Below are 12708 nucleotides of genomic sequence, written 5' to 3'. Positions count from 1 at the left end.
TTTAACTTACATTCGGATTATCTGGGGCAATGTCGAAAATATCGGGTACGCCATCGTTATCCCTATCTGAAAGGTTTTCTCTGTCGGGAAGCAACAATTCAAAAGTGATGGGAAAGAAAACATTCATAACCAAACTGTCGTATTCATTGATGGGACCAGCAGAAATTGAAATTGAAGCAGAACTTCCCAAAGGCGTAGGAACAACGGCGACCGATATTATTGCCCTTGTATTGCCAAAGCGTATGGCCCTGTTGCTAACGGTTCTGGTAATTCCGCCAAAATCTACGGTTTGGTTTGGGGTTGCGCAATCTACGGTTGGTATACCGTTAAACCCATATTCGTTTGCCAAAAAATCATTGATAAAAAAGGCCCTTATTTGGTCTATATTGGTAGTGTTGAATGAGACCACCGGATAATAACGAAAAAAGACTTTATTTTGGGCGTCGTTGTTTGACCGTCTTAAATCTACGCCAAATGCGCTATTGGGTACGGCAATTTCGGTCGCTGTATAGCCTTGCGGAAAATCAAAAGCAATATTAGTCTCGATAAATGAGTGTACAAACCTAGTTTTGGCACCTTGCATTATAGGAATACTGGTAAAAGGCGCCGGAATACCGTTTGCGGCATCCCAATAAACGGCCGTTGGTCCCGTTACATTGGGGCAGCCCTCTCTTGAGGTTGCGTTCGCAAAATTTACGCCATCGTTATCGTTGTCAGCGCTACATGCACATAATAGAAGAACTAAAGCTATAAGACTATATGTTTTTAGTGTTTTCATAAATGGTTTCATTAAATTCATATTTACATCGAAATAGTTTTAAAATGTCATCATTTTATTAATTTTCAATATCGTATTGGGTCCAGTTTTGGTCGTTCATATTGGGTCTAAATTAGGGTTGTACAAAGCGTTATCTGTACCAATGTATCCATCGTCATTATTGCCGTAATAATAGTCGTACTGACCTTCTACTTGGTACGATTGCCCAGAATTGGGGTTGGTTACGGTGCTGCGTTCCCAAATACCACTGTTAACGGTTTTGGCGTGGCCGGCACTGTTCATGTCGTTTCGGCGTTTCCAACTTTCGTGGTTGCTATCGATAATGGAACTGTAGGTGTTTCCGTTGTTTATAATGGCTTGGCCCTGTGCTTTTATCGCAGCCATGCGTTGCTGGTGCGCTGCGGCACTCTGGCCAGATAGTTTGGCATAATGCTGGTTGCTGGCCTGGACCCATTGCGGGTTTATTTGAAAGTTCACCAAAGAGTTTATAAAGTCTTTTTTAGCTTGCTTATACTTATCGCTCGGGGCACCCATAGAGTTTAGGGTGTACCCCCAATCCATACCGCCCAAAGTAGTATATTGGTTGGTGAAATAGCGAATAATACCTATGGATTTATCTCCGTTTTGGTCTTCCCACTCTGTAGCTATGCATTGAAATTGCTTGTTTTCCGGAACGCCCTTAAACAAATAGCTGTCAAATCGCTTATCAAATTGTGCAAGCTCTGGTATAGGAAATTGATTGACCAAGCGCAAACCCTGCGATTCGGCATAGGGCTTTATATCTTCTTGGATAACCCGACTGATGCTTTTTGGGGGCATAACGATGCTGCCACCCTGCTTTGCAAAATAATTTTGCTGCTGGTTGTTTGAGTAAAAATGGGATTTAAACCGCTCACCATATACTTTAACACCATCGGCAGACTCAAATAAAATCCCTTCTTTTTTATTGTTTTTTACTTGCCATGAACTAGGGATGGGCATCGTTCCAACGGGCATGCCAAACTGCTTGCTCATCACTTGGTAGCCCTTTATACTATTTGTGGCTTTGTGTTTTTTTATGTTTTCATCAGGTACGTTTTCGGTGTAACCGTCTTCATAATTAGCGAAGTTATTTTCTTTTTGTTGCCCGCACGAAATAAACGAGAGGATCCATAAGGCCAATAGTAAATGCACAGTTTTCATGTTTTTTTGTTTTTAAGATTCACTTTACTTCTACATCGAAATACTTTAAAAATGTCATCATCCCCTATTAATTTTTATATTTTTGTACCATGGGCAGACCACTAACAGAACAAGAATTGCACAACCTTGCCATGAACCACGTGGGAAAGGATTTGGAACAACGGGGCTTTGAGTTTATAGCTGTTAACAGTAAACTGAAAAAACACCCGCAGTTTGTGTGTATCGACAAAAACAAGCAGTATTATTTCGTGATCGTGCGGGCTGTGATTTTACCCGATAACCCTAATAATTATGATGTGGTTTGGATGGAAACCTTTAAAAAACATGCCCGTGAAAAAGAAGCCAAAGTACTCTATGCCGGTGTGGGCATAGGTAGTTTAGAGGGCGAAAAAGAACCCATTTATATGAACGAGGAATATTTAATGGAATACAACGGTATTCAGGTAATTGAAACCCATTTGAATTAAAGTTTTGCATCGTTATGAAACGAATTTTAATCTTTTTTTGTCTGTTCTTTTTGATGCTTTCCTGTAAAACGGAAGTGAAAAACAGCAAACTTTCAGGCCCTGTTTTCGGAACCAATTACTCCATTATTTATGATTCTGAAATCAATTATCAAAAACAATTTGATAGTTTGTTTTATGTTATAAACCAATCGATGTCTACTTATTTGGAAGATTCCGATATTTCAAAAATCAACCGGAATGAAGTGGCCGAAGTAGATGCCCATTTTAAAAATGTTTTTGAAACTTCAAAAGAAATATACAAACAAACTCAAGGAGCATTCGATCCCACCATTGGCGCTGTAGTCAACGCGTGGGATTTTGGTCCCGAAGGCAAAATAGCCAATCTCGACAGTTTGAAAATAGATAGTTTGATGCTTTCGGTAGGGTTGGATAAAGTAAAAATGAACGGGCATTCCATTGAAAAACCACAAGGTGCTTTTATTGATTTTAATGCCATAGCCAAAGGTTACGGGGTAGATGTGGTGGCCAATTTTTTAGAAAGCAAAGACATAAAAAATTATTTGGTTGAAATAGGTGGCGAAATTAGGGTGGGAGGCATTAACGCCGACTGGAAAGTAGGTGTGGAACAGCCCCATTTTGATGGCACTCAATCTATTTTAAAAGCGGTTACTTTAAAGGATGCGGCCATGGCGACTTCGGGGACTTACCGAAAGTTTAAAATAGACCAAAACGGCAACCGTTACGCCCACATTATCGATACCGAAACGGGATATCCCAGCAAAACCAATTTACTGAGTATTTCGGTGATTGCCAAAACCTGCATGGTAGCCGATGCCTATGCCACGGCATTTAAGGGCATGGGATTGGAGCGAGTGAAATCCTTTTTACAAACGCACCCCGAGCTTAAAGTATTTTTGATTTTTGAAAACGATAAAAAGGAATTCGAAACCTTGTCTCTTAATAACTTTCCGGAGTAGTTTTTATAAGGTTTGAAGTGCCATAGCAGCCCATCCGGCGACAAAAAGTAAACCGCCAATGGGCGTAATTGGGCCTAAAAATTTTAATTTCTTTCCTTTGGCGTCGCTCAAAATAAGTCCGTAAATACTAAAAGAGAACAAAACAATTCCTAGCGAGAAGCACCAGTACATCGCTGTTGAGTAAAATTCAGGATTAAAACCGAGAATTAATAATACAATAGCGTGGTACATTTGATATTTTACTCCCGTTTCAAAACTTTTTAGTTGGTCGTCGTTTAAAACTTTTTTTAGAGCATGTGCACCAAAAGCACCAAAAATAATGGATAGCATGCCAAATACTGCGCCAGTTATTATAAAAATATGTTGTTCCATTTTGTGTTTATTTATAGACTACGGGAATAATTTCGCCTTTTGCCAAGCAATAGCGTTCCATTAAATCGGTTGAAAGTTTTGAGGTATAATCCACTTCTTCAACTTTAAATCCTATGCTTCTCAGTTTATTAAAATAATCTCGCCCATAAACCCGAACATGGTCGTACTGACCAAAAATTTTAGCTCGCTCTTTTTTATCGGTAATGCTATCGTCTTCAAATGTGCTTTCCCGATTTAAATCTTGTGGAATTTGAAAAATACCCCAACCACCGGGTTTCATCACGCGTAATAATTCCTGCATGGCCTTGGTGTCGTCGGGGATGTGTTCCAAAACATGGTTACAGAAAATAACGTCAAAAGTATTGTCGCCAAAGGGTAGGTTACAAATGTCGGCTTTCACATCGGCAATTGGCGAGAGCAAATCGGTAGTGGTGTATTCGAGATTTTTAAGACTCCGGAAGCGTTTCAAAAAACATTGTTCGGGGGCAAAATGCAACACTTTAAGCTTGTCTGAAAAAAAACGGGTTTCATCCTTTAAATATAACCAAAGTAAACGGTGGCGTTCTAAACTTAAGGTTGAAGGAGATAATACATTGTTACGTTGATTACCGTATCCGTAGGGTAAAAAAGTTTTAAAACTCTTTCCGTCAATTGGGTCGGTATAGGTATCTCCCTTTAGGAAATGCGCTAATAACGGGCGAACCACATAACTCAACCTAATCAATAAAGGCCGTGGGACAAGATTGAGTATAAGTTTGAAAATTTTTTTTGACACGAATTTCACAAATTAGCACCAATCATTCTAAAGAACAATTCGTTTATATTTTAGGCTTTCTTCTCCAAAGTTTACCAGAAGGCCGAGTTTCAAATTTGACATTCAATAGCTTTTAATTCCAAAAACGATTTTATCGTTTACAGTAAAATCTGCTATGTATTTATGAGGAAGCAAATTACCTTTATAATTAATATCGAATTTTTTCTCTCTTGAATAGTTAATGTTATTATCGATAAATTCAATCTCCAGAGCATCAGCATAAACCACTTCGTTAAATCCCTTCCCTAGTTGATTGTGAATCTCCATACAAATCCCAATTATTTTATAGGCTTCCTCTTTGTAAATTAATGAAGTCATATGTATATTGGAAATCGGTTTTGTAGCAAAGTGATTTGTGGAAATTAGTGGAATTCGTGTCTATATTAAAGTACTAAAGCGTTTTGCCTAAACTCGTCTTCTTCATTACTTTCAATACCTAAGGCATCGTAGATATACGCAAAGGTTGATAGCAACTCTGGTTTGCCGTCAACTAACGCAACATCGTGCTCGAAATGTGCGGAAGGTTTGCCATCGCGCGTGGTGATGGTCCAGCCATCGGAGTGCTGTTTTATGCGCTGTGTACCCAAATTAATCATGGGTTCAATGGCTACAACCATACCCTCAACAAACTTTTTGCCACGTCCGCGTTTCCCATAGTTGGGCATTTCGGGGTCTTCGTGCATTTTACTACCTAAGCCGTGCCCCACCAATTCTCGGACCACACCGTAACCATGGTCTTCACAATATTTTTGAATGGCATAGCCTACGTCGCCAACACGGTTGTTGGCTTTAAATTCTCGAATACCAACATAAAGGGATTCTTTAGTAACCTGAAGCAATTTTTCGGTTTCGGGAGCAATTTCTCCTACCGGAAACGTATAAGCATGGTCGCCATAAAAGCCATTTTTTAACGCCCCACAATCAATGGAAATAATATCGCCCTCAACCAAAGGGTCGTTATTGGGGATACCATGTACCACTTGCGAATTCGGACTCATACAAAGTGTGTTCGGAAAGTCGTAAAGCCCCAAAAAACCAGGGATAGCACCATGGTCGCGTATACAGGTTTCAGCAATTTTATCAAGTTCAAGAGTGGTTACCCCAGGCTTTATTTCTTTGGCCAATTCGCCCAAGGTTTTCGATACGATTAAAGCACTTTCGCGCATCAATTCAATTTCTTCTCTTGTTTTTACAATAATCATAAGTATAAATAATAGGAATGCAAAGATACTCAAAAAGTTAAATGCATTATTTTGAAATTATATCATCGGAATTTTAGCCGAACAACCCGAAAAACCCTTTCTTTTTTTCTTTTAAAGGTTGTGCAGAACCATCGGTAAGCATATGGTACACTTCGCCCCAGCCGGGAAAACCACCAATATTTCGGTCGTCAATAAACAAATCGGCGTTTATCTTTCTGCTGATATCGTTGGTATATTCTTCTTCGGGAAAACTTTTGTTTACCGCATAAAACTCAATGCCATTTTCTTTACAAAATTGAACGGCTTCATCCAACCGGTCACCACATCTGTAGGTCCATAAGATAAGCCGATGCCCATCCTCTTGAAGCTTTTTTAAGGTTTCAAAAGCAAATAGCATTGGCTTTCCTATTTTAGGATACGCATCTTTAACGATGGTACCATCAAAATCGACGGCGATAATAAGGGTGTCGCTAAAATTCATTTCGATTTAAGGCATTAAATTTTTGCAAAGTTACACCTTTTATGTTTACACCAATGGATGTTGCGTCATCGCTGTTGGCTGCTCAACATCCATAAGTTTTAATATGGTTGGTGCCACATCGCCTAAAATACCATCTTTTATTTCCTTAAGTTCGTTATCGATCAAGATTACAGGAACAGGATTGGTAGTATGTGCGGTGTGCGGCGAGCCGTCTGGGTTGATCATGGTTTCACAATTGCCGTGGTCTGCAATAAGCAGCGTGGTATATCCATTTTCCAATCCGGTGGTAATGATGTCTTTTGCGCAAATATCAACCGCTTCGCAAGCTTTGATAGCCGCTTCCATAACTCCGGTATGGCCTACCATATCACCGTTTGCGAAATTTAAGCATACAAAATCAGCTTCTCCTTTTTCCAATTCAGGAACTAGGGCATCGCGGAGTTCGTAGGCGCTCATTTCGGGTTGTAAATCGTAAGTGGCCACTTTAGGTGAATTTTTTAGAATACGTGATTCACCATCAAACGGTGTTTCTTGTCCGCCAGAAAAGAAAAACGTAACATGCGGATACTTTTCGGTTTCAGCAATACGAATTTGATTTTTCCCTGCTTTTGAAAGCACTTCACCAATGGTTTCAGTGATGTTGTCTTTGTTGAAAATTACTTTGATACCTTTAAAATCATCACTGTAATTGGTGATGGTAACGTAGTAAAGGTTTAATTTTTTGGTGTTGTAATCCGGGAAATCTTTTTGGTTGAGCATTTCTGTTAGCTCACGACCACGATCGGTTCTAAAATTGTAGAATATCACCACATCATCTTCCTTGATTTTTACGATGGGTTCGTTATTGCCATCGGTTAAAATAAGTGGCTCAATAAACTCGTCGGTGATGTTGTTGTCATAGTTTTCTTGAATGGATGCGGTAGCATTTTGCGTTTTTGTGCCTTCACCGTTAACCACAGCATCGTAGGCCAGCTTTACACGTTCCCATCGTTTGTCTCTGTCCATAGCGTAATAACGGCCTGTAACGGTGGCGAGCTTGGCATTAGTGCCCGCAATATAATTTTCCAAATCTGCAACGTAACCTTTGCCCGATTTAGGGTCTACATCACGACCATCGGTAAAGGCATGTACGTACGAGTTAACGCCGGCTTTGTTGGCTGCATCAATAAAACCTCTTAAATGACTGGTGTGTGCGTGTACGCCTCCATCACTTAAAAGCCCCAAAAAATGAACGTTTTTATTGTTTTCTGAAGCGTATTTTAGAGCGTCAATCAGCTCTTTTTCGTCTTTTAAAGTATCTTTTTCAATGGCCAAATTGATTTTCGCCAAATCTTGATATACAATTCTACCAGCACCCAAATTCATGTGGCCCACTTCACTATTTCCCATTTGGCCTTTTGGCAATCCAACGTGTTCGCCATCGGTGCGTAATGTGGCAAACGGGTATTTTTTGTAAAGTGAATCGATAAACGGTGTGTTGGCGTGGTCTATTGCTGAAACTTTAGGATCTGGCGAGTTTCCCCAGCCATCAAGAATCATTAAGATAACTTTTTTGCTCATTTTTTTGTTAAAATTTTAAGATGCCGCTAAGATAATGAAGTTTGATAAAAGAGTGCGTAAAATGCTTTTAAAAGCTTTGGTTTTTAAAGGGTTTTGCGTTTTTTTCAAAAAGAAGGCTTTCCGTTAGTTTTATACTAATTAAACGTTAAAAAATATTTTTTGTGTAACAGTTAGGAAATTAAATCGTCTCTTTAATATATCAAAAAACGTAAATCAATTCATCAAATTAAAATCTTTCATCATGAAAAAAACAATCATCATTCCAGCCGTTGCGCTGTGCCTATCTATGGCATTTGCAAATGCAACCCCTAACCAATTTGAAAAAACTTATGAAGTTGAAGCCTATTTTAAGGTAAATTCTTTTTGTGTTTCAATTGCTAAAGGCGATTTAGAAACCGTACAAAAACTGATTGCCCGAGGTGCCGATGTTAATGCCAAATCGAACGGGATGACCCCCGCAATGTATGCGGCCAAATTTAACCGCTCTGAAATTTTAAAACTTTTAATTACCCACGGAGCTGATTTAAAGGCAAAATCTGATAAGAAAATGACCGCCTTAAAATATGCCGAATTGCACGGAGCCACCGATGCAGCAAACCTTATTAAGGCCACTTTGAAAAAAGCTAAAGACGAAAAGAAAAAGAAAAAATAATTTCGTAATTATTTTGAGTTAGTCACTCTAAAAAGCCCTGTTGAAAACAGGGCTTTTTTTGTTTATTGGTTTCTGTATTTGTCAATGGCTTCCTGTATTTTTTCAATACGGTTGTCGGGGTCGGGGTGGGTACTTTGGAATTCGGGCACACGGTTTGGTCCGGCGGCGGCTTTTAAAATTTCCATAACGCCAATCATTTCCTGCGGATTGTAGCCTGCCTTTATCATGAATTTAACGCCCAGGTCGTCACTTTCCAGTTCATCGTCACGTCCGTTGGTCAATAAGGTGTTTTGGCCAATACTGCCAACTAATCCGCCCATATCGGCGCCAACGGCACCCGCTGTGGTTAAGCCTTGCCAATATTCGCTTTCGGCAATACGCTCGGCACTGTGACGCCCCAAAACATGACCGATTTCATGGCCTAAAACGCCAGCCAGTTGGTCTTCGTTTTCCAATTGAGAAAATAGGGCGTAGGTGATAAATATTTGTCCGCCCGGAAGTGCAAAAGCATTGATGGTATTGGGGTCGTTGAGTAAATGGAATTCGTACCGATATGGTGTTTCTCTAGCTATACTATTATTTACCAAATTTTCGCCGACATTATCAACTAGGGCTTGGTACTGGTTGTTAGGGTGCAAACCGCCATGCTGTTCGGCCATTTGGGGTGCACTTTGCAAACCAATGGCGATTTCGTTTTCGGGAGACATCGATATGGTTTGGGTACGGCCAGTATAAGGGTTCACTTCTTGTTGGCTGCAGCGTTTAAAAACAAAAAACAGGGCAATGGCCGCGCCAATTAATAGTCTGAATTTTAAATTTCCTCCTCTCATGATTCAATAAAAAAAATGTAGTTATTAAAGCTACGAAATTTTAAACTATAAAATAGTAAAAAGGTTAAAGAGGTTTATGCATAACGTAGTGTATGCCAACCGTTTTTATATTGAAGGGCTCACCAGTAATTTTGTACCCATTTTTAATGTAGAAAAGTGTTGCGGTTTCGCGTGCGTTGCACCAAACCAAATCAGCTTGTTTTGTTTTTAGAATGTTTTCGCCATGTTTTATTAGTAATTGCCCTAAGCCTTTTTTTTGGTGGGATTCTACAATAGCCATACCGCGCAGTTGGTATTGTTCTTTTTCGGAAAAAGAAGAACTGTTGTTTTTAAAGAAAGAACATACGCCCAATAATTTTGATTCTGAAAAAATGCCGATATGAAAAGTGGTTTCCAAATTGTCGCCATCAAAAACACAGCTTTCAATGGGGTAGCCGGCTCTTAAAATTGGATGCCGTACGCTATGGGTTTCTTCTGAAGGGATTTGTTTGATGTTGAAATTCATCGAATTAGTATTTTGCGAAAAAAAGTTGCGTTTTTTTCTTGCAAGATAATTAAGAGTTTGTATATATTTGCATCCGATTATTGCGGGAGTAGCTCAGTTGGTAGAGCGTCAGCCTTCCAAGCTGAATGTCGCCGGTTCGAACCCGGTCTCCCGCTCAAAGAAGCTTCACTGAAAACGGTGGAGCTTTTTTATTGGTTGGATTTTGTAAAAGTATGAAGATGTAGGGGTAAGAAGTTTATACTGAGCGCAGTCGAAGTGAACCCGATCTCCCGCTCGAAGAAGTCTCATCCAAACGATGGGACTTTTTTTTATGCTTTCTATTTTAAATCACTCAAATCGGTTTCGGCATCGACTTCGTACGCAGGTTTGTTGTATTCAAAAATTCTGGCTTTCAGATTTCCTTTCAAAACAATGTTATTTCCTGTTACTTGCAGCCAACTCCCTTCGCGCAAACCTATAACGGGTGGTGTGTTGTAGACGTGGAATTCCTTAATTCGCGTTTCTCGAGTTTCGCCCATGTGTGTGCTGGAAGTATCGGGGTCTAAATAATGGGGGTTGATGTTAAAAGGAACCAATCCCAAAGCGTTAAAACTTGGTGGGTATACAATGGGCATGTCGTTGGTGGTTTTTATGGTGAGTCCGCAAATGTTACTGCCCGCACTGGTGCCCAAATAGGGCGTTCCGCTATTTACAGCCTCTTTCAACGGGGCTATCAGTTCATTTTTATATAGTTGCTGGGTTAAAACAAAAGTGTTTCCGCCACCCACAAAAATAGCTTGAGCATTTTTAACGGCTTCAACGGGATTGCTGAATTCATGGATACCCATAACGGTTTTATTGGTTTTTGAAAATCCATCTTTGGCGATTTTGGTGTAATCATCGTGCGAAATACCGCCCGGTCTGGCATACGGGATAAAAAGAATATCATTGGCATTTTTGAAAAATGTTTCCAGTTCGCTTAAAATATATTCCAAATAGCCGCTGCCGTGAACTGTTGATGTGCTTGCGATGATAATATTTTTCATGGGTTAAATTTTCAAAATTAATTTTGGGCTGTGTGTAGTCTTGTTTTTTGTGAGTCCTAATAAAACGGCTAAAACTAGTTAAAATTTAAGTTTTGTTCATATTTTGAAGTCTTATTCTTTACAAAATGAAAATAAAATGGTATTTTCAAAATAAAAAACATGAACAGAATCATCTTCTTTTTGGCAGTTTTAATTTCAGTGTCTGCGGTTTCGCAAAATATTATTCGGGTTTCTGTTTCCGGAAAAATTATTGTTGAAGACAGCGATTTAACAGGTATTACTGTTTTTAATGCTTCGTCGAACATGGGAACTGTGACCGATAAAAATGGCGAGTTTACCATAAAAGTGGCTCTAAACGATGTTATTGAAGTGAGTGCCCTGCAATATCAAAATATCAGTTTTAAAATTAATGAAGATATTTTAGAATCGAGAAAAATGAAACTGTTCTTGATTGAAGAAATTAATAAATTGGAGGAGGTTGTGGTGGTTACCCAAGGGTTAACGGGCAATTTGGATACCGATATGGAGCGTTCAAAACCTTTTAAGCCCAAATTGGACGCCTTGTATTTTGGTGTAAAAAATAGCGGTGAATTTGAGTTTGATAAAGATTATAAAACAGAAGCCGAGAATGTGGCCATGAATACCGAGGGCATTGCGGTGGTAAATGGGTTGAATGTGGTTAACGTGGTAGATCAGTTGTTGTTGCCGTTGTTTCGTTCCAAAGTATCGGAAAAGAAAAAAGTTAAGGTGCCAGAAGTACCTATTGAATCGATAAAATACTATTTCGGAGCCGAATTTTTGGTCGATAATTTTAACATTCCAGAACATCGCGTAGAGGATTTTATCCAGTACGTGCAAGCCGATGATTTCGATTTTTCACTGCTCAATTACGGTCGTGAAATGGAGTTTTTAGAGCTATTGAACCAAAAAAGCAAAGCATTTTTAAAATTGAAAAGCTAAATTTGGGAGGTATCTTTAACAAAAGATTAAAGCGGATTTGTATTTTTTTAAGATTTCAAAAGCGTTCTTTACGGTTTAATTAACTTCGTTTGAAACGCCTATCTGTTTTTTTGCTTTTTAATGTGCTGCCGTTTGCTTTGTATGGCCAGTCCATCGAGTTGTCTGGCAGGGTATCTGGCGCCACCGATGTTGAAAATATTCACGTTATAAACAAAACCCAACAGCTTTTTACTATTACCGATAAAAACGGCCGCTTTAATATTTTGGCCAAATTGAATGATACGCTTGCGTTTTCGTCCATTCAGCACCAACCTAAAGAAGTGGTTGTTTCGGGCAATATCATAAAAGAAAAAGTGATGTTCGTGTTTTTGGAAGAACAAATTAACAAACTGGACGAGGTGGTTGTTGGTAAAGTGTTAACTGGCAATTTAATGTCTGATATTGAAAATTTCGACGGCAACCGACCCATTAATTTTTTCGACGTAGGTATTCCAGGTTATACCGGAAAGCCGGCTACCCAAAGCGAACGGCGTTTGGCTCAAGCAGGAGAGTTTAAACCAATTATGTTGTTAGGGTTGCTTGGAGGGTCAATGCCTTTGGATCCACTTATTAATACCATTTCGGGCCGTACCAAAATGCTTAAAAATAGGGTGGAACTTGAAGAACGGGAAGCTTTAATGCAGCGTGTAAAATCCAGATTGGCTAAAGATTTCTTTCTTTCCAATCCTTTGGATGATGATTTAAAAATGGACTTCTTCTATTTTTGTGCCGACGATGAACATTTTATTAAGTACTGTAAAAACAAAACCGATTTCGAAATACTTATTTTTCTAAGGAAAAAGTATAGGCAGTACAAAGAAAACCTAAGCACAAACAAAAAATAAATGCTGTTTGGAATACTTT

General features: G+C 39.2%; 16 protein-coding genes and 1 tRNA gene. 6 read left to right on the top strand and 11 right to left on the bottom strand.

Going from position 1 to position 12708, the window contains the following annotated elements; genetic code table 11:
• Position 1: 1 nt before the first annotated feature.
• Both ABI125_14115 and ABI125_14110 read right to left on the bottom strand, forming a co-directional pair.
• Entirely contained in the window at positions 2-778 is a 777-nt protein-coding gene (locus ABI125_14115; GenBank protein ID XCF05838.1) for a hypothetical protein, read from the bottom strand.
• Between the two features lie 96 nt (positions 779-874).
• Positions 875-1960, bottom strand: a complete 1086-nt coding sequence (locus ABI125_14110; protein ID XCF05837.1) for a hypothetical protein — start codon at positions 1958-1960, stop codon at positions 875-877.
• An 89-nt stretch (positions 1961-2049) separates the two neighbouring features.
• Between ABI125_14110 and ABI125_14105 the strand changes: the two genes are divergently transcribed.
• Both ABI125_14105 and ABI125_14100 read left to right on the top strand, forming a co-directional pair.
• Complete coding sequence (locus tag ABI125_14105) at positions 2050-2427, top strand: Na(+)-translocating NADH-quinone reductase subunit F (GenBank protein ID XCF05836.1); 378 nt, start codon at positions 2050-2052, stop codon at positions 2425-2427.
• 14 nt (positions 2428-2441) lie between these two features.
• Positions 2442-3404, top strand: a complete 963-nt coding sequence (locus ABI125_14100) for an FAD:protein FMN transferase (protein ID XCF05835.1) — start codon at positions 2442-2444, stop codon at positions 3402-3404.
• Between the two features lie 3 nt (positions 3405-3407).
• Here ABI125_14100 and ABI125_14095 read toward each other — a convergent pair whose 3' ends face one another.
• From ABI125_14095 to gpmI, 6 genes are all read right to left on the bottom strand, one after another.
• The gene (locus ABI125_14095) at positions 3408-3776 is read right to left on the bottom strand and encodes a DUF423 domain-containing protein (protein ID XCF05834.1); all 369 of its coding nucleotides are present in this window, start codon (positions 3774-3776) and stop codon (positions 3408-3410) included.
• A gap of 7 nt (positions 3777-3783) precedes the next feature.
• The gene (locus ABI125_14090) at positions 3784-4500 is read right to left on the bottom strand and encodes a methyltransferase domain-containing protein (protein ID XCF05833.1); all 717 of its coding nucleotides are present in this window, start codon (positions 4498-4500) and stop codon (positions 3784-3786) included.
• A gap of 153 nt (positions 4501-4653) precedes the next feature.
• Positions 4654-4857, bottom strand: coding sequence for a GxxExxY protein (locus ABI125_14085; GenBank protein ID XCF05832.1), 204 nt, complete (start codon positions 4855-4857; stop codon positions 4654-4656).
• A gap of 116 nt (positions 4858-4973) precedes the next feature.
• Positions 4974-5792 (bottom strand): type I methionyl aminopeptidase, encoded by an 819-nt coding sequence (map, locus tag ABI125_14080; GenBank protein ID XCF05831.1) that lies wholly within the window; start codon positions 5790-5792, stop codon positions 4974-4976.
• A gap of 73 nt (positions 5793-5865) precedes the next feature.
• On the bottom strand, positions 5866-6273 hold the full coding sequence (locus ABI125_14075; GenBank protein XCF05830.1) for a hydrolase: 408 nt from the start codon (positions 6271-6273) through the stop codon (positions 5866-5868).
• Between the two features lie 45 nt (positions 6274-6318).
• A complete protein-coding gene (gpmI, locus tag ABI125_14070; GenBank protein ID XCF05829.1) occupies positions 6319-7833 on the bottom strand; it encodes a 2,3-bisphosphoglycerate-independent phosphoglycerate mutase in 1515 nt (504 codons plus the stop codon).
• Positions 7834-8074: 241 nt separating this feature from the next.
• Between gpmI and ABI125_14065 the strand changes: the two genes are divergently transcribed.
• Complete coding sequence (locus tag ABI125_14065) at positions 8075-8485, top strand: ankyrin repeat domain-containing protein (protein XCF05828.1); 411 nt, start codon at positions 8075-8077, stop codon at positions 8483-8485.
• Between the two features lie 62 nt (positions 8486-8547).
• Here the strand turns inward: ABI125_14065 and ABI125_14060 are convergent, their stop codons facing one another.
• Together ABI125_14060 and ABI125_14055 are read right to left on the bottom strand one after the other, a co-directional pair.
• On the bottom strand, positions 8548-9315 hold the full coding sequence (locus ABI125_14060; GenBank protein XCF05827.1) for a M48 family metalloprotease: 768 nt from the start codon (positions 9313-9315) through the stop codon (positions 8548-8550).
• Positions 9316-9379: 64 nt separating this feature from the next.
• On the bottom strand, positions 9380-9820 hold the full coding sequence (locus ABI125_14055; protein XCF05826.1) for a GNAT family N-acetyltransferase: 441 nt from the start codon (positions 9818-9820) through the stop codon (positions 9380-9382).
• Between the two features lie 82 nt (positions 9821-9902).
• Here ABI125_14055 and ABI125_14050 point away from each other — a divergent pair.
• Positions 9903-9975 (top strand) — tRNA-Gly (locus ABI125_14050).
• Positions 9976-10137: 162 nt separating this feature from the next.
• Here the strand turns inward: ABI125_14050 and pepE are convergent.
• A complete protein-coding gene (pepE, locus tag ABI125_14045; protein XCF05825.1) occupies positions 10138-10845 on the bottom strand; it encodes a dipeptidase PepE in 708 nt (235 codons plus the stop codon).
• A gap of 159 nt (positions 10846-11004) precedes the next feature.
• Here pepE and ABI125_14040 point away from each other — a divergent pair, with 159 nt between their 5' ends.
• Both ABI125_14040 and ABI125_14035 read left to right on the top strand, forming a co-directional pair.
• On the top strand, positions 11005-11805 hold the full coding sequence (locus ABI125_14040; protein XCF05824.1) for a carboxypeptidase-like regulatory domain-containing protein: 801 nt from the start codon (positions 11005-11007) through the stop codon (positions 11803-11805).
• 89 nt (positions 11806-11894) lie between these two features.
• Positions 11895-12689: a carboxypeptidase-like regulatory domain-containing protein gene (locus ABI125_14035; GenBank protein ID XCF05823.1), complete on the top strand. Its 795-nt coding sequence runs from the start codon at positions 11895-11897 to the stop codon at positions 12687-12689.
• The last annotated feature ends 19 nt before the right edge of the window (positions 12690-12708 follow it).

The organism is Tamlana crocina (assembly GCA_040429635.1).
In the GTDB taxonomy this organism is placed as follows: domain Bacteria; phylum Bacteroidota; class Bacteroidia; order Flavobacteriales; family Flavobacteriaceae; genus Flavisericum; species Flavisericum crocinum.
The sequence above is the reverse complement of the archived record's forward strand: the minus strand, read 5'-3'. Positions and strand labels throughout refer to the sequence as shown.